This window comes from Catenovulum agarivorans DS-2, from assembly GCF_000568405.1.
In the GTDB taxonomy this organism is placed as follows: domain Bacteria; phylum Pseudomonadota; class Gammaproteobacteria; order Enterobacterales; family Alteromonadaceae; genus Catenovulum; species Catenovulum agarivorans_A.
Genome location: NZ_ARZY01000035.1, coordinates 23,496 through 47,276 on the forward strand (window position 1 = coordinate 23,496; position 23,781 = coordinate 47,276).

Consider the following 23,781-nt stretch of genomic DNA (forward strand, 5'->3'; position numbering starts at 1 on the left):
TGACTTATGCATGGGGTTTATTTTTTGCTTAATTATTTAGCCAAGATTAAATTAAGGCGCATACGTCAGTATTTCGATGGCAGTAAACTTATCCGAGCCATCTAAACTGTCTGGTAAAATATCTTCACCTAACATAAGTTCTGCTTTGCTAAACATCGGCAATGCTAAGTCTTGTAATGATGGTTCAACCCCACCACCGGTAATTTGTTTCCATGACCAAGCATCAGGGTTATTAAAATAAGGCACCACAAAATCAAAAACTTTTTTTACGCTAACCCCATCTTTGCCAGTATAAGCCCATAAGTCATTGTTAGTGTGGCGGCGACCAAGATCCACTATTCGCGTTAAAGCCCATAAGTTATTTACCGTATAATTGACTGACTTAGAGCGCTTTAACTCTTCAGGCAGGCTGCCGTCAGCAGCAACTTGTGAGTCGATTCGTGTTTTTGTGACATCAATTTGTGCTTCTGCGTCAGCAATTTTACCCAAGTAAATTTGCAGACCCAGTGCTTGATGGTCATAGTTGGTGCCATGATTATTACTGCGGGTACTTTCGAAAATACCTAACTCGCTAGTGGTTAGCCAGGTGTAATAATCAGCAAACCATTGTTGCATGGTTTGACTATCCGAGTCTGTCCATAGGTTATTTTTTTCAATCAGTTGTACTGATGTCATCACATGACCAATACTATTCCATTGTAAAATACCAAATCCACTGCCGTCTGATTTGCCAGGGACAGCACTACCATGGTTTACATTCGGGTTCATTTTAGTAGCTTCATCTACAAACCAAGTTTTGACAATCTCTTTGGCTTTTTCTAAATAAACCATGTCTTCGGAGAAATAGAACGCAAGATTCAGAATCTCCAACGCATTGAGCATATCTCTGCGGCGTTTATAATCAGCTGTAGGGCCATTAGAAGTATCTCGATTGTACTCACCATCTCGATAAACCCATGGTAATCCGTCGTCTGTGTCTGGGTTTGGCCAGTAATAAGGACCTATTGAATAATAATCGTGAATATCACCACTTGCTGGAATTAACGTCTTGTTGGTAACAGGATCTACCGCTTTATCTAATTCTTTATCCGCAAGGGTCATAAGCGCTTGGTAAGCGTCGACATATTCAGTTTTATTGGCTTCAAGTAAAGTTTTAGCCTGAGTCAGTTTGTCTTCATTTAAAAAAATCAGCTCATCAGGTCGCTGGTTATCTGCTTTATCAACCCCTTTAATTGTGATGACAAGTTTAGTTGTCGTGCCATCCACAGATTCGAGTGTGATGGATTCAACCGCTCTGTCTGATTCACTCGTCCAAGCAGTAAATTTTTCGTGCGCAGGGTTTAAGTTATATGTCCAACCGCCCTGCTCTGTAATTGAGAAGTTGCCATATTGAGCGGTCGCCGAAGTATTCAAACCAGCTTCACCTGGGTCAACGTCAGAAACCACAACTAAACCCGTTAAGCTGGTATCGTTCAAGCTGACTTCGCCAGCTAAATCCCCCGAAAATTTAGCGGCTGAATTTGGCGAGGGTGTTGGAGTAGGTGTTGGAGTAGGTGTTGGTGTGGGCGTTTGGGTTTGGGGCGGTGGATTACTCGTATCCTGCCCGCCACTACTTGAACCGCCGCCGCAAGCAGCCAAACCAAATATGATAGCTGGGGTTATTAATAATGCTTTTTTCATGTTAGTAGCCTTATTGTTATATAGTCGTAATACGACTGGTTTCATATTAAATTCGGCAAACACGCTTGTTAGCTCAGCTAACTTCAACAGAGCCCTTGGCGCAAGGAAGATATCGCTTTGAACTTGCCATGGCATCTTGTTAAAAAATATTGGCGCGTGGTGCCGGGATCGGAAACTTTGTCTTTATTAAGAAGAGCTACTAACGAATGAGATTACTACCCCTAAAGGTCAATTTTTATTAGCTCATTGCTTTTACTAATTAGAGGTGAAAGCGCCTATTGCTGCTGTCTAGGCGCATAAGTTAATATTTTTTGGCAGAGCATTAAGCTTGCCTTTTATGTGGCTTTGTCGCGTTTCATTTGCATATTAAATTAATTCGCTGGTGCTAATGTTGAAACGCTGAAATTTTTATAACGAGCACTGCGAGTATACATGTGGCGTAAGCCAATGCGACCTTCTGTAATATCTGGGTGGCTAGTCAAATCCCAATGATAAATTTGGCTTTGCGTTTGATTAACAACTCTCATCCATAAATTTTGTCCTTTTTTAATCACAGTAATGCGATGTGGAACACCCGTCTTAAACAAGCCAGTGTTCATATTATCACCTTCTAATGCTGTACCTTTTAAACCTCTGTTTTCAAGCGGTAGATAACGGCGCGCTCGAACATAATCTTTATCAGCATCATTATTTTCTATCCCAAATGCTGCATAACTAATGTGGTAAGTATTCATGTTGTCGAAATAGTGCCGCATATAAGGCGCTTGTCGATAATCAGCCCAGCGCATAATATCTTTATCAAATTGAGCCGTGCCCTCACCGTTGGCCAACAGATAAAGAATGTTAACGTAGCGAATAGCTGAGTCGGTACGGGTGTATTCATACTCGACTTTAATATCGCCTGTAAAAATTTGCTTGCTCCAAACGACAAAATGATGCGCGTGATTATTTGCTTCAGGTCCAGCTTTTACATGCATACCTTTTGGAGAATTTTCCACCGAGCCAACAAGGCCGTCGACAAACCAATGCTCACGCCAGTTTTTATCACCAGAATCAAACATAACTTGTTGCCAAGCTGAGTTGTTAATTTGATTAAATTCAATTTGTTTAGCTTGCGTACTGGTTAACTCTTGTGCTTGCGCGGCACAGCTAACGGCCCATAATAAATTTAAGGCTATTTTCAATTTTTTATACATAACTAACCACTTATTGCTTGTTAATTTGGTATTGACGTTTAAATGCAGCTGACACATTGTTTGCTTGAGCCAAGTCTCTAAGTACAGGCCCTTTTTCACCAACCAGATACATTCTTCTTAAATGTGAATTCTCGATTTTTTCTGAAACCAACATCAAAGCATCAGGATGGGCGTTGCGAATAAATGAAGATACTTGCACACCAAAGGTTTTATTTGCCAGTACCACATCACCTTTTTTGAAGGTTTTACCGCCATTAACACTATGGTGCCACGAAATCATATGAGATTTATCTTGTGCCCTGCTGGTTAATAAAGCACTTATTTTTAAAGGCGAGTACACAATATGATCACCATTAGAAATAGGCAGATGGCCAATTTTGCTTGCAATCCATTGAGCACCATCCCAACGATAATAAACCGCCTTTTTCGGACCACCTTGGTGACGGTTTTTATGGTGCCCGCGGGCAAAACGAATATGCGGGTAACCATTATCGTCTAAATGAACCGTACTTATACCTGTCCAGTCATCGGTATGCTCGGTTTTAAATACTAAGGTTTTTTGATTAGCCGTTTCGCGGTCAATCGGAGTGGCCAGAGCTTCACCTTGAACATTAGACCATTGGCCGGTTTTAGTATTCATTTGCATATAATAACCATTAGAGCGCTCACCTAAATGCTTACCATTGGCATGGCTGTTACCGCAGCGATGATAAATATAAGCCAGCGCTATAGTATCCTGGGCTTCTTCAGAAAAATAACCATACCAAGAATCAACCCCTAAACCATCGCTGCGTGTTTTCGGTTGCATAACTGAGACTCTTTTGCCAAAAGTTCGGCCATGATCAGTCGATTTTTGGTAAACCCAGTGACTTTGATGTGCGCCATGGCGATAAAATAAGTAGAGATCGCCATTACTGGTTTTAACCCACTGATTATAAGTACCAAAAGGCGAAACATTATCCAGCTCTTGCCATTCTGTTATGTCGTAAGGGCGCTTGGAAACAACATGCTTTAACTTGCCATAATTGTAGTTACCCATATCATTTTCACCCATGTCCGGCGTCCCGCCATGGCCACCAAAAGCAATGTGGATGTAACCCAAGTCGTCAATAATTAAAGCAGGTTTACCATGATTATCAATTTTTCGTGTTGGATCTTTGCCCATCGCGCTGGTGCCAGCCTTGAACGGTCCAAGCCATTCTTGGGTATTGTGGTTGTAAGCAGCAACATAGGGGTCTTCTAGTGGCCCTTGGTAAGTTACATAAGTTATGCCATTAGCATGTTCGCCAGCTGGATGCTGTAAAGTGGCAACCGGATTACTCAAGCCTGAATCGGTAAAATAATCGACCTGGATATTTTTACGCTTGCTATTAGAATGACCATTGCCAGTCATTTGGCAACCCACTAAAGCAAACAGGCTAACTAAAATTAGGCAATTAAGTTTTATCATTTTTATTTGTTTCCAATTTAAACGTCAGGGGTCATATAAAATAAGCAGCCCACTTCGCCAATTGCTACCCTTAAATACAGCAAAATTTATTGCAACTTGCTATCAAACCATCAATCTTTACTAAATCTTGGCAAATCGAACCATTCGTATCTAAGCTTTATAAGGTCTACGATAAATTGCTCAGCTCTACAAACTGCGTAACAAGGTAATCTGATATGCTGCTGCACAAACTTGCTGTTTTATTATTAACATTGTTCGTTGCGGCCAACGCAGTGGCAGAAATTACCTTGACTGCTGCCAAAGGGACGAGTGATGACCGCAAAGCATACACAAATCGCTTATTAACAGCGGCGCTCAACGCCAACACAGCACACAATCATTTCGAAAGCGTTAAACAAGTATCAGTCAGTTATGGTTATGATGCTCGAGCGTATTTAGTATCTAAAGGCCAAGCAGATGTCACTTACTTCCCAGCAGAAAAGAAGATAGAAAGGCACTTAATACCAATCAGAGTGCCATTATACAAAGGATTAATGGGGTACAGGTTTTTACTTATACAGGCAAAAGACCAAACCAAGTTTGATAGTATTTCTAACTTACAGCAGTTAAAAAGATTGCTTAAAGGGACCGGAACGCGATGGCGAATGACACAAGTTTATCAATATCATAACTTTGCGCATGTCAAAGCAGATACCAACCACAGTTTATATAAAATGCTGAATGTTGGCAGATTCGACTACACAACACGAGGGGTCATAGAAGCAAGCGAAACTCAGCGTATTATTCAAAAAAGGTTTGGTAATCTCGCCATTGAGAACAATATTCTTTTATATACAGAGCTGCCAATTTACTTTTTTGTCGGCGCAGATAATCCAGCTCTGGCCAAACGAATTGAGAGTGGTTTACACAGCCTAATTAAAACTGGAAAATTCGATAAGATTTTTGCCCAGTTTTTTGCAACTGTACCTACAGACTTAGCGTTAGAAACAAGAAGGGTTCTCTATGTAGAGAACCCTTTTTTAAGTGCTGAGAGCAAACACAATGCTCAAACTTTTTGGCAGCAATCTTCAAGCCCACTGCCATTTACATTAGAATGATTATTGGCGCGATTCTAATTCTAGTTTGCGCATATTCGCTTCAATAAAGTAGAAGTCACCGTAGATAATCGGCGTATCTATTTCTCCTCCGTTGCCAAAGTCACCTGTAGCTTCTGATAATACAAACCCTAGCTCGTAACTGCTTTCACGACCTGTTGCTTGGCGATCAGTGCGATACTCTTGCGTTAGCTTAGCCATGATTTTATCAGCAAGCCCTGCATATTGTTCTCGCTCATTTTTATCCTTAGTGTAGTTTGCGTAACGATATAAAGCAGCGGCATAAATCGCGGCAGCAGAGGTATCACGCGGTATTTTCACATGAGTATCTGGGTAATCTTTGGTACCACATGGTAGCAATTTGTCACCCTGAATAATCTTTTCGCCATACCAATTTACCTTGCCTTCTAAGCGTTCTAATGACTCTTCAGACAACATTGACGCTTCTAATTCCATAGGGCGATAGCCAACATATGGTAATATATGTGGCTCAAGTAACTTGCTACATAAACTCAAAATACCATGGAACACAGCAGTATCGTCGGAAAGGTTTTCGGCATATTCGTAAGCATTTTCTCTTGCAGCAAAAAAATCCCAGTAAGGTACTTTGTCGTCTTTTAATAAATGCTCGATACTTCCGTATAAACGGCTTAAATGGGCTTTGAAGTCAGGGTATGACGACAAATCAATTTCGGCCTGTTCCATCGCCTCAACCACGGTTACAAAGCCATATAAAGACCAAGCTTGTCCTCTCGCCCATGCAGATACATTACCTACGCCCTGCCAGTTTCCGGGCTTATTCGCGCCATAGTCAAACACATGATACGACAACGGATATTGCTTGTCGGTGTCAGACTCATCATAAAAATAGTGGTTTTCACTAGTATGCTTGGCATGATTAAAAGCGATCTCATGATAGCGAGCATTATCGCTGGCAAACAGATATTCGAGATTCATCATGTTGTCAACAATTACAGGGTAAGTCCAAGGGTTTGCTATGGTATACCTATCAACCACTTGCTCACCGTCTTCAAGCGTCAACACTCGCATTCGAGGCGTCCAATCCCATGAACGAATTAAACCTACATCGTCAGTATAGCGAGTGGCAAGTGTTGCACGACCAACGTCTAGTGCAGTTACATATTCAGCACGTGTTTTTGCGTCTAGCCCGTCATAATGTAAGGCTTCACCAAAAGAGTCATACAAGATAAAACCTAAATCATGGGTGGAACCACGCTTGCTCTCTGAAAACAATGTTTTTTGATAATACAAGGCAGTTTCATATAACTTTTGTTCTTCACCACCTTGCCAATTAGCGATATTGTCTTTAGCGGATAACAACTTCCATAATACGCCGGGATAGAAGCCATTTGTCCACTTTTCGGGGATCTCCATATGGATTTCATCACCCTCTTGCGAACGTGGCACACAAACGGTTTCTGGTGTCGCATTACACCCCTCTTTAACATCTAGGTGACGCGAACTTTCAACATGCTCAATCAATTTTAAATACTGATTTTTAGCAAAGGTTAAATTGTCTTTCGCCGCTTTTGCAGAAAAGACCTCAGCGGAAGCCTGCTCTGTTGGCACTGCTGTAGCTGAATTAGTTGATTCCGGAGACTTGCTACACCCCAAGCTTGCTAAAATGCAACTAGAAACAACCGATAACATGAGAATACGTTTCATCGACTTCCTCTTGTAATTATAAATTTGTGAACAAACGTGACCAATTTTGATTTTTAGCTTAGCACATTTTCCGCAAAACAAAGTGTATCATGGCTAATACCATCAACCGCAACAATTGGCCTTACCACCTTACTGAACAGCAGTATAGTTCAAACTTACTAAAAAAAACAACCTAAATGCGAACTAACGAGTGGACTTATGCATACAAAAAGCCCCTAGCTGGTAGCTAAGGGCTTTGATATTGTTCAAAAAATTTAACTAATTATTCGATCATTTTTCGTTCGTTTAGCGGGTACCACTCCTCGAGCTTGCGTTTAAGTTTAGCGACTATTTGCGGATGTTGGGCAGCTAAATTGTTTTGCTCGTAAGGATCATTCGTTACATTAAATAATCTCGGAGGTTGATTGATTTGATCGTGGTATTTTTGATAACTAACGTTTTTGCCATCATAACTGACGATAAGCTTCCAATCTCCATCGATAACCCAACGATACATTAACGTTGACTCAGGTTTGTTAAGATCATCCATATCATGAGCAAACCCTTCACCGAATATGGTATCGCGCCAAATTGGAGTTTTATTTTTTAACTGGCTAAACAAATTTAAACCAGGTAGATCTTTAGGCACAGGTAACCCGGCAGCGCCTAAAACAGTTGGTACAATGTCGATACTGCTCGTCATTTCTTCACGCATTTGAGCTGGAAATTGACTTGGCAGTGAGTAAATTATAGGCGTACGCACACCACTTTCATTTGGGCTTTGTTTTGATTTTGGTAAAAAGCGGTCCGTTTGCTGTGGATTAGAAATCCATCCGTTATCAGAAACATATACAATTAGGGTATTGTCCTTAAGACCTTTTTCTTCCAGGTAATTAAATAGCTGCCCGTTTGTTTCGTCAAACCACTCTATCATCGCGTAGTATTTAGCAACCGATTCAGCCAAACCTAAATTTTGATATTTTTTGTAAATGCGCTGCGGCGGTGTATGCGGTGTATGCGGCATAAACGGCGCATACCAAACAAAGAATGGCTTTTCTTGTTCAACCGTGCGGTCGATAAAGTCAGTGATTGGCTTCACCCCGCTACGACCAATCTTGAGTCCATCATCACCATGACGACCCCCTTTTTGTGGAAACCCTCGGGTCATGCCTTCATCAAAACCACCGCGGCTATAGTTACCTTCCCACCATTTGCCGGTTTGCAAAGATACATACCCTTTGGGTTTTAACAATTCAGCTAATGTGTCAACTTGGTCAATTTTGGCTATGATTTCAGCTCTTTGCTGTGCATACAATTCACCTTTCTTACCACCAGGTAAGAGTCTTGAAGGATCATTGCCTGTTATCCCGTGTTGGTAGGCATATAATCCGGTTGCTATGGTTGCAAGTGAAGGTCGACATAACGACGTTGGTACATATCCTCGTTTGAAGGTGACGCCCTCATTCGCCAGCTTGTCTATATTTGGTGTCTTAACAATCTCGTGTCCCATGAAGCTATAATCATTCCAGGCGTGATCGTCTGACAAAATGAGTAATATATTCGGTGGTCGTTTATTTTGATTTTCCGCAGCAATGTCAGTGTCTGTTTTACCACCAATATGGCTGCAAGCTGCAACAGCAACAAGCGTAATCGCCAAACAGGTTCTTTGTATGATTAATTTGATCATGCAATCTCCAATTTAAATTGGTTGAATTTATAGTCATTATATTTCAGTTTAAATTAGTGTAAATCATTCTTGTAAATTTAATTGAACAATTGTGAGCATTCATGATTATTTAGGTATCATTTTTTCTTGTTCTCACATAACATTTATGCGTAGACGAGTCAGTCTATAAATAAAACGAGGAAATCGAGTAGATAATTATGGAACAAAAATTAACAACAAGCCTTGTGGGTTTAGCGCTTATGCTATCAACCCCTTTTAACAGCTATTCGGCCAATTTGTTAAAGGCCAACAGTCTATATAAACAACAACAATACCAGCAAGCAGCACTTGAATACAAACGCGGTGTAGAACTAAATAGCGCTCATGCGCATTATCAGCTAGGCCTTATGTACGCAAAGGGATTAGGCGTAAAGCAAGATCAGCTAAATGCACTCATGTATATAAATGCTGCAGCAAAACAAAACTATCATATAGCACAGCAATTGTTGGATAAAATGATGGCCGTTGTCCCTGTAGAAAAACACTTAGAGATAAAAAACCTACTCGACGAAACAGCAGCACAACTAACAAAAGGCGCACAACGCTATTTGCCACAGATAGATAGCAACAACTTAAGCAAAAAATTTACCTTTGATGGCGCCCCCAAGCTTGATCACAAAGTTTACTTAGACGAATTGCAAGATGAATTCGGTATTGGGTTTGAAATGGAAACAAGTGGCGCTTTTTTTGATGAAGATGACGAGTTTTCTGATAGTTCTGACGTATCTATGATTACAACAGCTCCACCTTTACTGGTGTTGGACCACGACGTCGCGCCAGACGGCTCTATACGCTATGTAAACCAAATACAGAAGCTAGGGTCGGTCAATAGGTACATAGACGCTTACAAGCTGTTTCCGTTGCCTAAACCGACTTTCAACGGCCAAGCTGCCGAGTTTGTTCATAGAGCATATCTTGGCGCAGCAACTTATGATCAATTTGACTTAGTTGAAGAACGCCCTCGCCTTTATCGTGAATACAGAAGTGTCGCCAAACGTGGAACAAGCAACCACAGTTTGACCGACCAATATCAAGCAGCCATGGCAATGTTAAATTTTCCCTGGCTCGAAGATCAACCTAATCAGGCAGAGAAAATACTCCTTTCCTTAGCAAAACAAGGCCATCCATCTGCGATGTATGAATATGGTTTGAAGCTTTATCGAGAGCAAAAAGAAATTCCAACCGCAATTCATTGGATCACCGAAGCAAGTAAATATGGCTTATCGCGAGCAGAATATCGTTTAGCGCGTTTTTTTCAAACGAGCCCTTGGATATTACACGATGAAGAAAAAGCACTGTTTTGGTATCAATCAGCTATCGAGAAGGGGCATGAAGCTTCGAGTATCCGTGTAGCTGAAATCAAATTGCTGTCACAAGATCAAGGTATTCGCAATGTTAATCATGCTATTGAGCTTTTAGATAAGGTAAAAGATTCACAATCTCGTAATCCAGAGTATTACTATCTATTAGCACTTAGTTATAAAGACAGGCAAGCGCGTGACTTTAAAAAGGTTGTCGATAATTTAGAAAAAGCAATTAGAATGGCTGATCGTGCCAATTGGGACGTTAGTGACTGGGAAGACTTATTGGCAGAGTTAACCACTGGCCGAGTATTCATAGTTGAATAACAAAGTAAATCGGCAGTGGTCATTTACCACTGCCCTACCCGTTAAAACATCAATCAACAGGCTGTGATAGTTTTGGCTTTAAAGTCGTCTAGCATCCAATTTGTCAATCAACTTGCTATCTAAAGTATTAACTAAGTGACAAATATTACGCCAGCCCACCCCACCAAATATCAATATAGTATTATTTTTTAAATATAGTTATATTTACGAACTTTTATGTTACCTGTAACATTTTATTATTTTGGTTTTTTCAGAACTGAACTAAAGATAGGCGCAATTAATTTTTGCGCCTTGAACAAGTTATGACTTTGTGATCAATGATTCTAGTTTTGAGCGCAACATTTCATGTTGTTGTTCTTGCGACAAAGTTGATGCATTTTCATTTGGAAAGATCAGTTCAAATAACGCACTAAATGAAGTTTGTTCCTTCAACACTTTACTAAATAATTGATTGGTCTTTTTTACTGACTTTTCAATTGTAGCTTTAGAAGCGGATGGTTTTGCAGTAGAAGTCTCGTACGAGACTTCTACTGTCTCTTCTCTCACTGGCGCTCTAAAATCACTCAGTGATTGTTCTAAAGCTTGGGTAAATTTAGCTTCATCATGTTCTAATTCGCTTAAGCTATCAATAATTTTTGAAATGCTTTCTAAACCAACAGAATCTAATATGCTTGGATTCTTTTTAATTAATTCTATTACTACTGGACGCTTAAGGATCTTTATTAATTTGAAATACCAAGAACGAGAAAGCTGGAGTTTTGCGCGCATTTCATCTGCCGTCGCTCCTTTAGCTTTAAGGAAACTATATAATCTGTGCTGCGCTAATAAACGCTCAAATTTTGATTCAGACTCTTTACTATTGTTTTCAGTGTATAGGTCTAATAAAGATGTTTCAGCTGTCGCTTCTACTTCAATATCTTGCGACGATTGCCAGCCATCAACATATGCTAAGGCGACTGCCCTTCTGTGACCACCACCTGTAATCAAATATTTTTGACCACGTATGTGCATTGTTTTTATTTTATCTTGTAATAGTGAACCCGCTTTAACATTTTCACAGACTCGTATAACTGAATCTAAAAACGCATTAGCGATTTCATTGAGCTTCTCATCTTTTATATTTATTAGCGAAAAGTCTTTGCCGATAAATAAACCTTCATCGCTACCTAATGGGTACAATTCTCTAATATCTTGAACCAAAGATTTGTCTACGCCAAACGATGTGAAGTCTTCAGTTGTATCACCATCGATAAAACTAAATACTTCATTTGCAGGTACCTCTCCAACCCAGTTGTCAATACATTTTAATGCGGCAGTTTCGGACAATTCATTTAACTTAAATTTGTTTATAACTGAATCATTAACTCGACGTAATAGTGAGGTGGCGATTCGACTATTCAATGGGTTGAACAGCACGTTATTAAGAACAGTGGTAGTTGACTTATTACTTTTAAAACGTCTACGCGTTGTATCAGCAACAGTTGGCTCTTTGCCAATTGAATCAAATGAACGCCGGGTGATTTGTCTTTTCACTAGACCACCTCTTGTATATCTAATTTATGATAAATTTTAGCAACGAAATCCTTGACCATTTTGAAGGTATCGGGCTGTCTCATGTATTCAAAGTTTTCAGGATCGTCTGGTAAAGATTCCAATTCAAAAGCTGTGCGCTTAGTAAAGGCTTCCTCTTGAATTAACGGAGCAGCACCAGGGATACCTTTAAGCAAGTCGTAACAAGTACTTTCTTTTTTGTTAAAACGTTTACTGACTTTATTCAGGAATAAACCGACAAAATCATGGTCTTCATTTCTGTATTGACGAGCTATGTTTTGAATATCACCCAATACAGCAGGCACACCTTGTTCTACATTCCAAATATCTAAATTGACTGGAACGATAACTTGATCAGCAATAGCAATGGCGGCGTGAGCAGCATAAGTGCGCGAAGGTGGCGTGTCTATAATCATTACGTCATAGTCTTGTTCGACCAATCGCACGAGACCTCGGAATTGGTGTATAACAGCAGTTAAAGGTTCCTCTGCAATTTCATCTGCTTTGAACATACCATTGAAGGTATCTATCCCGCCATCTGAAGGTACAACATTGAGATTTTCGATTATGGTTGGATATTCTATAAAGTCTTGACCAGCAAAAATATCAGAAATACTGTAGGTGCCACCGTGTTCACATAATGGATTTGAGGGCAGAGGCCATTGCTCAGCCGTCTGATATTTTGTTTCTGGTGCTAGATATTTAAGGAAATAGTAAGTGGAATTTTGTTGGCTATCACCGTCAACATATAACACCCTAAGAGGCGGTAAGTTATCGATCCCTCGAGCTAAATGAACCGCTAATGTAGTAGCAGAAAATGTTTTTCCAACGCCACCTTTACGGGCAGCGACTGCGATTACCTTCATGATTTTCTTCCTCACTATAGTTCTATTTTTAAATGATAACGTCTATTTATAACTGTGTATAGGGCATTATTTAATATTTTTATCAATAGTGATTCGACTAGTTGGAATCATAAAGTCTCGTACGAGACTAATATAGAATAGGTTAAACTAAAGTTTGCATTGGAACTTTGAAGTTTAAACAATAAAAGTTTCTAGGCCATGGGTATACATGAATGTAAGGTATCGAAATTAATCTATATCGTTCGACTGTCTGTAGCTGCGGATATAATCGGCAACCAAGTATGTTAAGGCTCAAAAGATTAATATATCATTGTTGTATTTGATTAGTCTCTAATCTATTCAAACTAGCGATTATCACGCAAAATATACTTTAGTGAACCCATATCACACTGCAGTTTATCAATTTCAGGAATTGCCAATGACGTTTGTCGCTATACTGAACTATCTATCTCGAGTCAAACTTGCATCAATTATCCGCTTTGAAAGGTCACTATTACCACTGTTATGAACAGTTAGCCGTTTAAAATTGAATAAAAAAGAACTGCAAATTTTTAAGTATAATCACAAAGCTAGCGTTAATATTGGCTCAACCCTTATTAATGCGACGCAGTAAACGTGAATCACACTTTGTTTAATCACATATTGTTTGAGCAACTGAAAGTAACAACCAGGTATTTAAATGCTCAGTGTAACTACAATAGTACCAGTCGCAAGTGTAACATTGCTCACAATTTTTACGCTCACATATTAATAACGCGTATTTTTTGCCGTTAACTAATGCTGTGTATATATTTTTAATTGATTACTAAACTAGTTTTTAATAGCTTGAACTTACTGGCTATAATTTAATATTTGGCATTTCAACTAGATTCGCGCCTGACTATATTAAAGCTGGGGTAGGGGCCAACAAAAAGGCGTGTTGACTTTCTCAATCTTTAGTCGCTTTTTTACTTTTGAAAATAGAGTCTCGCACGAGACTCTTGTGAATTTAAGCAGGAACTAATTTCTATTAGTTGCTTGTACCAATTGTAAGTAAACCTATTAACGACTATCAAGGTATCAATTATTTGTTCTAACATAATGCAAATGAGGGATACAAAAACAAGCGCTACAAAACGGCCTAGAAAAATAAAGATAATTCTATTTAAATTGGTATGGCCTGTAGTGCGTTTGAGTCTGATTTTGTACCGCTTTGCTTGGTGTCTATACAAGGCATAGTGATTATTGTGTAATTTGCGATATAAATGCGATATTTCACAGATAGCAATACCCTAACATAGACAGTCATTGGCTCAATTCGAAGTGGTTCGCATCAATCTATAACTATTTTAATCTATTAGGTCTTCAATGATGAGATTCAATTAAAAATTGTGTATTAACAGAATATATTTGAGCACAAAACCTCAACAGGAACTACACGCTATTTGTCTTAATTGTAGTGTTAGCCAATTTCAGAAATTGCACCAGACAAGAATATAGTCACTAAATTCTTACCGGCCATGTTTTAGTGTTCTAAGTATATAAAGCGAAATTTGCCGCTAGCCCATGGATATAATACCTAATAACAGTTTATGAAATCGAACATTTAGTCCACTAAATTTATCTCGCTCTCTCTTATTAATTGTTAAACTGCCAAATAATTGGAATATTAATGCAAACAAAAAGAGTCGATAGTCTATCAGTGGAAAACAGTTCAAACGTTTTTATACATATTCAACCTTAATTCTCGATGACTAATAAGCTAATACATTGAAATTATGACTAAGTTAATTAATGCCTATCGTAGGGAAATATTTATCCTTAGAACAAAGGTATCTGCATCAGTAATAGCAAAATATTACTATCGATTACAAAGCCGTTATATGGATAAATAGCCTCTAGAATACAAATTGCAATCGGGAATTCAGGCTACCTAAATCTATTTTAAATTAGCTGAATACATGATTTATTTATAAAAATGTTCTTCTATTTCTAAGTTTGGTCAGATGTAAACTAATAAAAACATGCAACTGACAAGTGGTACGGCAAAAACCAATTAAGAAAAAAAATAACTCATAATGAGATATTGGCATGAAAGGTATCTACATAATTGTGTCATCTTAAAACTCATTTATCTCGCACTTTAAACTTATTAGTGAATAATTAAGTTCTACAAAGCGTCTCGTACGAGACTTTATATACATTGAGAGAAAGTTAGATTTGGGCTATTCTATTTATAATTTTTCAACCCTATTTTTAATTTTTATATGGAAAATACCAAACTAGTTGGCACATACAACATACCTGATTCAGGCAAACCGCCTTATTTTTTGATGAGCAAATTTGACATAAGCGGGCTAGATAATGTTCTAACTATGTCACAAATATCATTTATGAGTGCACTGAGCTTGCAGCCAAAACAATCACCAACATTGGTGAGTTGTGAAGTTATAGCAGAAAAAATATCAAGAAAACCTGTAACTATAAGACATATAGCAAATAAGCTATGTGCAATGGGAATTCTAAATCGAGTAAAAGGAAAGGGTAGGGGTAATAAACCTGTAGACATTTTTTTCTGTAATCAGCTGAGTATCAGAGAATCTAACCCACAACATGAAGAATCGACCAGGCATTTATATGCTTCGAACTGGTTCGCCCTTATGCTAATGGTTGAAAGTCAGTTAAAAACAGAACGAAATGAATTTAGTACAAACAAACTTGTACCAAATGAAGCCATAGATTTTTATGTTCAAATAATCTCGAGCTTATATAAGCACAAGCTTACCCAAGCCGAATTAATGTCTAAAAGAGAGTTGCCTTCTTCAGAACTCTACAACAACAAACTCACTATAAGAAGTAGTGACTATCCTAATTACTCTGTCATTGAATTCGAACAAAAAGTTGAACAATTAAGTGAGTTTAATTTTAAGGTAGCCGAAGGCCAAAACGTTAATTACTCGTATTTTTATAAATTAGTAACTAAAAGAAATAAACATCCCCTCATAGAATACGATTTAGAATTTCCTATCGAACTGATCAACAAATTATTAGAATCATCTTTGATGATATTTTTTCCAAAGATTTTAGAACGTATAAATTTGTCTACACATAGGTGTTTAACCAACCTTCACATATTTGTGTTGTTAAACATTTGTATTAACGATATCCAAGCATTGACAATTCAAGAGACAATGTTAGATAGGTTATTAACCACCAACAAACAAGCAGATCTAATAGAAACTAAACAAAAATTAGCTTCTACAATTGAATACACATTAGAAGATAGTGATGTCTCTTCATCAATTATTAGTGAGCTAAATATAAAACCTATTCAGAGTATTAGAATTAAACTAGAAAAAGACGTGATTTTTTGGTGTTCTTAACGTGGCAACAAATGCGACTTTACTAAAATATAGCAAGAGAAAATCCCATAACATAAGACACATAGCTCAATTTCTAGACTAACGTGGCCGAAAATAATTCGTTAGAAACAACAGGTAGTAAATTGTGCCACTTTAAACCATTCTGTTAGTAAAAAAGTGGCAGGAAATACGATTTACGCTAAATTTAACTCGTAAATATGGCCACAATAAAGCGTCTAGGCCAAAAAATAATCTAATAAGGCGTCTTTTTTATCTTCAAAGCTATTCACTGATCGTAAAATTGGCCACATTGAAACATTTAAGCGACGAAAATTACTACAAAAGTGGCACTATTTACGACATTAACTAATCAAACACGTAAACTATGCCACGTTACTGTTGATTAACCCTTTGAAAATCCGAATTCCTAACATATTAAAATCCTTAAAAATTAAATTTGGATCAATATATAAGATCGATAGATCTATATTTATATATATAAATATTAGATCTGATCGATCCAGCCGGGACTAATAAAATCAGTAACTTACATTACCAATGTGGCCTAAAATAATATAATGAGGCATTAAATACGACTTAAAGTGGCTAATTATACGAGCACTGTGGCCGTCTTTACGACTAACCGTGGCTTAATATACGACTAAATGTGGCCTTATTTACGAATCGGATTATTTTGAAGACGTAAATAATGCCACGTTATACGTAAACAAGGCCTCTTAACACGTAAAAATAGCCACTTTATAAATAGCCTGTGGATAACTAACAGTTGAAACTAATGTGGCCATAGTGTATTTTCTTAGCCACTTTATAACGCTCTAAAAGCAAAAATGACAAAACAGCATCTCGCACAAAAAGAAAAAAACGAAATTTATAAAAGTGACCGCGTGTCTTTGATGACATCGGAAGGCGGCGTTATGACCGCAACTATGCTGAAATGTTTTAATGCTATTCAAGTAAGTTTACAAAACTTTGTTATTGAACATTACACATCGGTTGATACTGCCGAAGATGTTCTTGGTGAGAGTGTATTAGAATTCGAAGTACCCTGGGTTGAGTTTTGCCAAACTATGGGTTGGAAATCAACAAACCGTGATAGTGCAAAAAAAACCGTTAAAACTCTGCGTCAAGTGCAAGTCGAGTGGGGGTTAGGCGAATACGATACTGGTAGTGCTGGTTACTTACATATAATTAGTGGTGCAAAAATTGACAATGGTGTGCTATCTGTACGCATAGACCCGCTAGTGAGACGGGAACTCCTGAATTTAAGAGGATTGGCAAGCATAGCTTATGATGTCAGTTTGATTAACTCTGCATGGAGTGACAAATATACTCCTCGTTTCTACGAGTTGTGTTTGAGGAATTGGCGTGATGGGAAAAACTCTACTCGTTATTCTGTAGACGGTATTCGTGAAGCGGTGGATTGTCCATACGAAATTGTAAACGGTGAAAAAGTCTGGGCAAATGCAGAGTTTAGAGATTTCAACAAACGTGTACTTTCTAAAGCGGTTAAAAATATTAATGAATCAAATTTTATTGATTTTAATGTTCAAGTTAAAACGGTTGGCAAGCCTGTTCACACAATATTTGTTGGTTTAAGTTTAAAAGAATCATTTGATAATTCACTGAATGACCGTGTCGCTAAACAAGTTCTAAACCTGCTTATTGAGCATGGTTTAAAACAGGCTGCTGAAAATTTTTATGACCGTAAACTTGGACAAACAAATTCATTACATAAATTAACTTCCAAAGAATATCATTACTTACAATACTGTATTGAAAAGTATATTGAGAAGATAGGTTCTATTAGACCTGGTAATGAGTCTAGGTATTTAACAACTTGTTTAGAAAGGAACGAAGAAGCGTTTGAACCAATATGGGCTAAAATCCAAGACTCTTTAGAACAAGAGCGCAAAAAACAAAGACAAGAAAAGATTGTCTATGAACAACAACTTAATGAAGCTAAAAAAGCTAAACGAGCTGAAGTGAAGGGCGCTTATAATGCTAGCGTTGTCGCTGAGTATATGAGTGAACTTTCACAAGTACAAAAAGATGCTCTCATTGAGCAAGCCGCTAAATCGCAAAACAAAACCAATCCATCCCGTTTGTTTGATAAATTACCGCAAGCTGCTAAGGATGCGATCGTTCGCCAGTACGTGATTAATAGCGGTTTGGTTGACGACATGATTGACCAAGCAAAATTGAAGCGATTATTAAAGAATGCTGATGAAACGATTGAACAAGAATTCAAAGCAAACAAAAATCGGTTACCTTTGATTCAACAATAGGAAATTTTATTGGAACACATTATAGTCGTACAGCGGTTGTATGCAGAGCTAGTTCAATTAATCGTCGAGTTCAAAAACATTCTGCTTAAAAACAGAAAAAATATTAGGTCTATAGCCTATAAACTCGGCCCAGTCTGTTCACTATCAAAATCACCTTCCTCTTACGAACTAAAAGATAATCTAGAAGATATTCTGAGTGCGTTTGAACATTTTGAAATTGAAGCCGGGGCTAATGCTAAGTTGGTTATTCGTTATCCCGGCATTATCGCTATTAACTGCGAGGCTACCTTTAATAAGGTAATTCGGTTTGTTAACCGTATTAACGAACATAAAAAGTTATTGCACAACTATATTGCAGACAACGGTAAACCGACTTATGTGAGCGATGGTGTTGGTCAATCTAATTATGTTAAAAATGATCTTTTATTTAATGCATTACCAATGAAAAATCATTTAATGATGACTCGTCATATCGACCACGAGATTGACTCACACAGTTGCGCGAGTTTTACCTGGAATGTGGATTTCATCCATAGAAAAATTACTGATGTAGAGGGATTAATTGCAAAATTGAACAATAAAATGTTTGAACCGAAAATGGATTTGACCAACAAACAGTGGCAACAAGAAATTGAAAAGACTATTGCAAAAATAGAGTCGTATGCCAATAACAATACTGAACTTAGGACGATTGACCCAAAACCTGTAGAACCTATGGTATTTTTTGCCGGCTCAAAAAAGCGCATAAAGTGTAAATTGCCTGTCATCGTAAAGACGGACGGAGAATTTAAATTTAGAAAGCTACTCGCGCCACCTCCGAAACATCCGTTGGTCATAAAAGAGGGCAGGGCTCGCAATTATAAAAGATTATCCGAACACTTCTATCTATACGCTTGTACCTAAACGATTTACAAGTTAACGATGTTGTATTGAAATTTATCTATATGCTCTTCGCAAGCTTGTTCTAGATCCTGTAAGCGACCGGACGTTTTCGCTGATAGCGCCCCTTGCATAAAGGTTAACTCCAAAACTTTCTTAATCAGACTTTGGTGTTCTGGATAAAGCTGTTTTAATAAATGACTAAAATCAGACTCAATGTTCTGTGTGTTCAATCTGTGTTGCTGGTTGTTAGTATGAAATGTATCAAGTTCTTTCTTATATGCTCCATCTGGTTTTAACAAATACTCGAGTAAATCCGAATAATCGTCTGCACCAATATTATTTTTCATCGCATCTAATTTTCGCAGAAGATAGCCATCAACAGTGAGAGTAGACTTACCGACTTTTGCTCTGTGTAATTGTGCACGGAAGCGGCCATTCAACTTTTTAAAGGTATTGTCATCCAAAGTCTGTTTTAACAATGATTGAGCTTGTCGATAACTCATTTGTCTAAGGTTATTTTGTATGTTTAGATCGAGCCGTTCAAATTCTTTGTCTTTAGTGACAAAAGCCAACCAATGCTCGTCTTTGCTTGTATGATCCATAAATGCCTCCTTTTGTTACCTGTAACATTATCAGGTAAAAACATTCCAGCTGCAATGAATAAAGACATCCAAAGAAAGATTTTTTATAGTCGCGCTATTCCCATGAAAGTTCCCAACATGCTCTTTTGTTATGTTGGTGATATGCATAATGCAAGATATTGAGTTGCTGTCGACGTTGAATATTACGCCGTAACAATTATATGGTATTGCATGTTGGGAACCCGGTTCCCTTCTTAGCAAAAATTAGGCTAATTCCTTTAGCTTTTATTGTTGTCACGAACAAGGTTAAGAGTCTAACTAGCAGGAATATTACTTTAATAATTTAAACCATGGTTGGGCTGTAAGTGTGATATTTTGAATTTTGCAAATAACCTTGGGGCGCAGAGCCGTTAGGAATGCGTTTTTCAGCTTTTAAGGCTGGACGTAGTAGCAAGAGAACTAAACCAAAGCTCACATTGAACTTATACATATTTATGCCTTTGGAATAAATTTGAGATTAAATGAGTTGCCTAAAATCAGTACAACTCACCTTACAAATTAATTAAATACAAAGAATTTGGTAATGCTCATATGTGTTGGAAAAATTATAACCGAGCTTATTGGCCATTTTTGTCGTCTAAGCCTTTGTATTCAAACCAATCAAAATAAGCTTTTTTGTTACTTACTTGATTGTGGCTTGTTGCATACATGCCAACATATGGGCCGTTAAAGCCTAGCGCGATATTATCAGATGTAGCATCAGCATTTACCGAACCACCAATACTTCTTAACTGTTTTTCTGATTCACCATAGCTGAAATACAGCTTGATATCTTTGCTGGCTACAATTTTCAATACAGCGGAATCAGCTATATAAGGTTCGCTTGCAACTTCGATGAGTTTGCCTTTACGGTAGTATGACAATTCCACCTTGTCACCTTTTAAAACAAACTGGTACCAGTTGTCTTTATTGCGGTAAACCACCAAACCAGCAGCTTCGTTATCTTTTCTATTTTTTAAGCTAACTTGGGTACTTGCAACATATTGCAGGTCACGTGTTCTATGCAATACCATTGACGGGCTAACCTTATTCATATCACCTGTTTCAGGGCGCACATCAATGGCTAGCTGACCTTTTGTCAACGCATACCATTTACTAGCAGGGTTGCGTAAAAAGTTGAATTCGAGCTCTAAGTTTTTATCATCAAAATGATAGCGAGTCGGTTTTGCAGGAAATGGGCTCCAAGGTAGGTTAGGGCGTTTATCTACTTCCAAAACTCGATTTACGGGCCCGTTAAATATCGGCCAGCCATTGTGCCATTCAACTTTGGTTAAAAATGATTCACGTGCAAGCATGGTTTTGCCACCAAAATTACGCTTGGCCAACATAACAGACCACCATTCACCATTTTGTGTTTCAATTAAATCTGCATGGCCTGTAGTATGAATAAACGCTTTATAACCCATATTTCTGTGAGTCATCACAGGGTTGTTTTGGAAAGGTTCGTATGGGCCTTTTACTTTATCGCTTCTAAAAACAGAAACAGCGTGGCTTGAGCCAGTTCCACCTTCAGCGACAATTAGATAGTACTTACCTTTAATTTTATAAATATGTGGTCCTTCGGTGTAATGCGCTTCCGCTGCATGACCGAATGTAAGTTGTGTTTTTTTACCGAGCAACTTTCCTGTTTTTAAATCTATTTGTTGGATCCAAATACCATTTGCTTGTTTCCACGGCGCTTTCGACTTGTCTAAAATACCTGTGCCAGAGTAATAAACTTTGCCGTCATCATCCCAGAAAAGGTCAGGATCTATACCACGATCACCTTCAACCCAAACGGGTTCACTCCAAGGGCCTCTCGGGTCTTTCGCAGTTACATAAAAATTATCACCACAACGTACGCACGTAGTGATCATATAAAACAAACCGTCGTGGTATCTCAATGTTGGCGCGTAAATACCACGATTAGGGTCAACCTGACGCAATTCAGGCAGATAGTCTGAATTAGACACAGCGTAACTAATCAATTGCCAATTGACTAAGTCTTTACTGTGATAAATTGGCACAGCTGGAAAAAACTCAAAGCTTGAGTTCGCTAAATAGTAATCCTCACCCACTTTTGTAATCGTTGGATCCGGTGCAAAACCAGGAATAATTGGGTTTTTAAAGTTTTTCGGTCCAGGTTGAGCATGGGCACCTAAGCCAAGTGCCATGACACCAACAAAGATATAAAGCCATTGTACAAATTTTTTATTCATCTTAGCCTGCTTATTACTTAAATTTATTAACAAGGTAATTCACCAATTAATATGGAAAACACCCACTTGAGCAGAAAGCTGCTAAAATGATGTTAACAAGATGAAAAATATCTAAACTGACTAATAATCTCTTATACAAGGCATATTGTTTAACAAGAGCATTTTTATTGATATATTATTACAAATATTCACCCAACATTTACAAGTTCATAGTTCACGAAGACAAATACATGATAAAACCCAAACTAACCGTATTTCATTTTTGCTGCTGTATTTTTACTTTTATGATGATATGTATGCTCAATGTACTGACAAGTAAGAGTGTACATGCGCTAGAACACTATCAACCAAAATTAACGGTAAATCTTAACAATCAAAAGCTGTGGCGTCGCCTAGACTGGTTAGATAGCAGCCGCTTATTCAGTATGAGTGTTAACAACGAAGGCCATTTATGGCTCGGGCTTGATAATGAAATTGCCTTCTACGATGGTAGTGAGGTGAAGTACTATGGAACTGAAGACGGAATCAAGCTAAACAAAATTACCGCAATTCATGCACTCGAAAACGGCAATGTGTTGGCAGCAGACAACAAACGCATATATCAATTCAAAGACAACAAATGGACATTAGTACAAACGGGTTTAAACATTCCGTATTCAGCGCAATTTCGAACCGGTCATGATGGTGCTACTTGGCTACCAGCAGCGAATAAACTCATCGTCTTTAAAGACTAACAGATCACCATTTTCAACTCAGTTGGCCAATTTATTAGTGACATTTTAATAGATACACAGCAAAACGTTTGGACCTTAGATTTAGAAACGGGCGATATATCCAAATTCAATTACACAGGTGAACAGTTACTACCCATAAATAGCTTCAAAAAGCGTGTTTTTTCTAACGAACGTCGAGAAATGACCTACCAAGCTGGTCAATTGCTTGAAACGGATACAGGCACTATTTGGGTTGTTACCTCTTTGTCAGATGTTCCACCAATGTCTTATGAACCTTCCATAGATGCCTGGCGCAAACATCAATTGCCATCCAATGTAAATAGTGCCATTTTACAACTCCCAGAAGGACATATTGTTGTAACCGGTCAATCATCGCTGCATATATTGGATAATGGATTGTGGTACACAGTAAACAACGAGAAAATTGATTTAACCACTTCTTTCAACCAACTACACATGAGCGCTCAAGGCTACGTATGGTTGATGCAACGTCGTTCAGCGGTACTACGTTATGATCACGCTGGAAAGCGCAACAAAATTTATGACGAGTTATTCTTTCAATGTGAAGATGTTAGCGGTCGTCAGTATTTTTTCAACCCAGAAGGCGAAATCGTCGTTCACGATAAACACGAACGAAATTGGTTGCGCTACACGTCGCACGATGGCGTGTTACACAATACAAATCAATTAATATGTACAGATTCCGGTGATGTAATTGTGCTTGGTGGGCATAATAATTATTTGGCTTTTAGTGTTTTTGAACCTGAGAATAACTATTGGCGAACCCATCAAAGAGGGCGTTCGAAAATCTGTGTCAGCCTAG

The 23,781-nt window shown here is 38.1% G+C and carries 17 protein-coding genes; 7 read left to right on the plus strand and 10 right to left on the minus strand.

Features of this window, described 5'->3' with window-relative positions; genetic code table 11:
• Positions 1-51: 51 nt before the first annotated feature.
• The 3 genes from DS2_RS20015 to DS2_RS15410 form a co-directional block, all read right to left on the minus strand.
• Positions 52-1,680: an alginate lyase family protein gene (locus DS2_RS20015; protein WP_051479928.1), complete on the minus strand. Its 1,629-nt coding sequence runs from the start codon at positions 1,678-1,680 to the stop codon at positions 52-54.
• A gap of 371 nt (positions 1,681-2,051) precedes the next feature.
• Positions 2,052-2,876 carry a DUF1961 family protein gene (locus DS2_RS15405; protein ID WP_081754302.1) on the minus strand — a complete coding sequence of 275 codons (825 nt, stop codon included), beginning with the start codon at positions 2,874-2,876 and terminating at the stop codon, positions 2,052-2,054.
• A gap of 10 nt (positions 2,877-2,886) precedes the next feature.
• A complete protein-coding gene (locus tag DS2_RS15410) occupies positions 2,887-4,326 on the minus strand; it encodes a BNR-4 repeat-containing protein (RefSeq protein ID WP_035015736.1) in 1,440 nt (479 codons plus the stop codon).
• Between the two features lie 215 nt (positions 4,327-4,541).
• On the opposite strand from DS2_RS15410, the gene DS2_RS15415 reads away from it, so the two are divergent.
• Positions 4,542-5,423 (plus strand): transporter substrate-binding domain-containing protein, encoded by an 882-nt coding sequence (locus DS2_RS15415; RefSeq protein ID WP_051479929.1) that lies wholly within the window; start codon positions 4,542-4,544, stop codon positions 5,421-5,423.
• Here the strand turns inward: DS2_RS15415 and DS2_RS15420 are convergent, their stop codons facing one another.
• Entirely contained in the window at positions 5,424-7,106 is a 1,683-nt protein-coding gene (locus DS2_RS15420) for a hypothetical protein (protein ID WP_035015737.1), read from the minus strand.
• Positions 7,107-7,368: 262 nt separating this feature from the next.
• Positions 7,369-8,772 (minus strand): sulfatase, encoded by a 1,404-nt coding sequence (locus DS2_RS15425; protein WP_035015738.1) that lies wholly within the window; start codon positions 8,770-8,772, stop codon positions 7,369-7,371.
• 197 nt (positions 8,773-8,969) lie between these two features.
• Between DS2_RS15425 and DS2_RS15430 the strand changes: the two genes are divergently transcribed.
• Positions 8,970-10,439: a tetratricopeptide repeat protein gene (locus DS2_RS15430; protein ID WP_035015739.1), complete on the plus strand. Its 1,470-nt coding sequence runs from the start codon at positions 8,970-8,972 to the stop codon at positions 10,437-10,439.
• 300 nt (positions 10,440-10,739) lie between these two features.
• On the opposite strand, the gene DS2_RS15435 is transcribed toward DS2_RS15430, so the two are convergent.
• Both DS2_RS15435 and DS2_RS15440 read right to left on the minus strand, forming a co-directional pair.
• Positions 10,740-11,972: a hypothetical protein gene (locus tag DS2_RS15435; protein WP_035015741.1), complete on the minus strand. Its 1,233-nt coding sequence runs from the start codon at positions 11,970-11,972 to the stop codon at positions 10,740-10,742.
• On the minus strand, positions 11,972-12,856 hold the full coding sequence (locus DS2_RS15440; RefSeq protein ID WP_035015742.1) for a ParA family protein: 885 nt from the start codon (positions 12,854-12,856) through the stop codon (positions 11,972-11,974). The genes DS2_RS15435 and DS2_RS15440 overlap by 1 nt, the downstream gene beginning before the upstream one ends.
• Before the next feature lie 2,246 nt (positions 12,857-15,102).
• Here DS2_RS15440 and DS2_RS15445 point away from each other — a divergent pair.
• The 3 genes from DS2_RS15445 (at position 15,103) to DS2_RS15455 (ending at position 19,406) form a co-directional block, all read left to right on the plus strand.
• Positions 15,103-16,218 (plus strand): hypothetical protein, encoded by a 1,116-nt coding sequence (locus tag DS2_RS15445; protein ID WP_035015743.1) that lies wholly within the window; start codon positions 15,103-15,105, stop codon positions 16,216-16,218.
• Between the two features lie 827 nt (positions 16,219-17,045).
• Positions 17,046-18,503: a replication initiation protein gene (locus DS2_RS15450; protein WP_035015744.1), complete on the plus strand. Its 1,458-nt coding sequence runs from the start codon at positions 17,046-17,048 to the stop codon at positions 18,501-18,503.
• Positions 18,504-18,512: 9 nt separating this feature from the next.
• The gene (locus tag DS2_RS15455; protein ID WP_035015745.1) at positions 18,513-19,406 is read left to right on the plus strand and encodes a DNA replication terminus site-binding protein; all 894 of its coding nucleotides are present in this window, start codon (positions 18,513-18,515) and stop codon (positions 19,404-19,406) included.
• A gap of 5 nt (positions 19,407-19,411) precedes the next feature.
• Here DS2_RS15455 and DS2_RS15460 read toward each other — a convergent pair whose 3' ends face one another.
• The 3 genes from DS2_RS15460 to DS2_RS15465 form a co-directional block, all read right to left on the minus strand.
• Positions 19,412-19,987 carry a hypothetical protein gene (locus tag DS2_RS15460; RefSeq protein ID WP_035015746.1) on the minus strand — a complete coding sequence of 192 codons (576 nt, stop codon included), beginning with the start codon at positions 19,985-19,987 and terminating at the stop codon, positions 19,412-19,414.
• A gap of 322 nt (positions 19,988-20,309) precedes the next feature.
• A complete protein-coding gene (locus tag DS2_RS20590) occupies positions 20,310-20,456 on the minus strand; it encodes a hypothetical protein (protein ID WP_160168577.1) in 147 nt (48 codons plus the stop codon).
• Positions 20,457-20,583: 127 nt separating this feature from the next.
• Positions 20,584-22,224, minus strand: coding sequence for a glycoside hydrolase family 43 protein (locus DS2_RS15465; protein ID WP_035015747.1), 1,641 nt, complete (start codon positions 22,222-22,224; stop codon positions 20,584-20,586).
• A gap of 230 nt (positions 22,225-22,454) precedes the next feature.
• Here DS2_RS15465 and DS2_RS15470 point away from each other — a divergent pair, with 230 nt between their 5' ends.
• Both DS2_RS15470 and DS2_RS15475 read left to right on the plus strand, forming a co-directional pair.
• A complete protein-coding gene (locus tag DS2_RS15470; protein WP_160168578.1) occupies positions 22,455-22,958 on the plus strand; it encodes a hypothetical protein in 504 nt (167 codons plus the stop codon).
• A 180-nt stretch (positions 22,959-23,138) separates the two neighbouring features.
• Positions 23,139-23,781: hypothetical protein (locus tag DS2_RS15475; RefSeq protein ID WP_035015749.1), on the plus strand; the 643-nt coding region annotated here is incomplete at its 3' end.

What these genes read in the sequence shown, in the direction of transcription:
- DS2_RS15450 (WP_035015744.1), top strand. Translation starts at nt 17,046, where the DNA reads ATGACAAAACAGCATCTCGCACAAAAAGAAAAAAACGAAATTTATAAA.
- DS2_RS15415 (WP_051479929.1), top strand. Translation starts at nt 4,542, where the DNA reads ATGCTGCTGCACAAACTTGCTGTTTTATTATTAACATTGTTCGTTGCG.
- DS2_RS15425 (WP_035015738.1), bottom strand. Translation starts at nt 8,772, where the DNA reads ATGATCAAATTAATCATACAAAGAACCTGTTTGGCGATTACGCTTGTT.
- DS2_RS15445 (WP_035015743.1), top strand. Translation starts at nt 15,103, where the DNA reads ATGGAAAATACCAAACTAGTTGGCACATACAACATACCTGATTCAGGC.
- DS2_RS20015 (WP_051479928.1), bottom strand. Translation starts at nt 1,680, where the DNA reads ATGAAAAAAGCATTATTAATAACCCCAGCTATCATATTTGGTTTGGCT.
- DS2_RS15470 (WP_160168578.1), top strand. Translation starts at nt 22,455, where the DNA reads ATGATAAAACCCAAACTAACCGTATTTCATTTTTGCTGCTGTATTTTT.
- DS2_RS15405 (WP_081754302.1), bottom strand. Translation starts at nt 2,876, where the DNA reads ATGTATAAAAAATTGAAAATAGCCTTAAATTTATTATGGGCCGTTAGC.
- DS2_RS15420 (WP_035015737.1), bottom strand. Translation starts at nt 7,106, where the DNA reads ATGAAACGTATTCTCATGTTATCGGTTGTTTCTAGTTGCATTTTAGCA.
- DS2_RS15465 (WP_035015747.1), bottom strand. Translation starts at nt 22,224, where the DNA reads ATGAATAAAAAATTTGTACAATGGCTTTATATCTTTGTTGGTGTCATG.
- DS2_RS15410 (WP_035015736.1), bottom strand. Translation starts at nt 4,326, where the DNA reads ATGATAAAACTTAATTGCCTAATTTTAGTTAGCCTGTTTGCTTTAGTG.
- DS2_RS15440 (WP_035015742.1), bottom strand. Translation starts at nt 12,856, where the DNA reads ATGAAGGTAATCGCAGTCGCTGCCCGTAAAGGTGGCGTTGGAAAAACA.
- DS2_RS15430 (WP_035015739.1), top strand. Translation starts at nt 8,970, where the DNA reads ATGGAACAAAAATTAACAACAAGCCTTGTGGGTTTAGCGCTTATGCTA.
- DS2_RS20590 (WP_160168577.1), bottom strand. Translation starts at nt 20,456, where the DNA reads ATGTATAAGTTCAATGTGAGCTTTGGTTTAGTTCTCTTGCTACTACGT.
- DS2_RS15460 (WP_035015746.1), bottom strand. Translation starts at nt 19,987, where the DNA reads ATGGATCATACAAGCAAAGACGAGCATTGGTTGGCTTTTGTCACTAAA.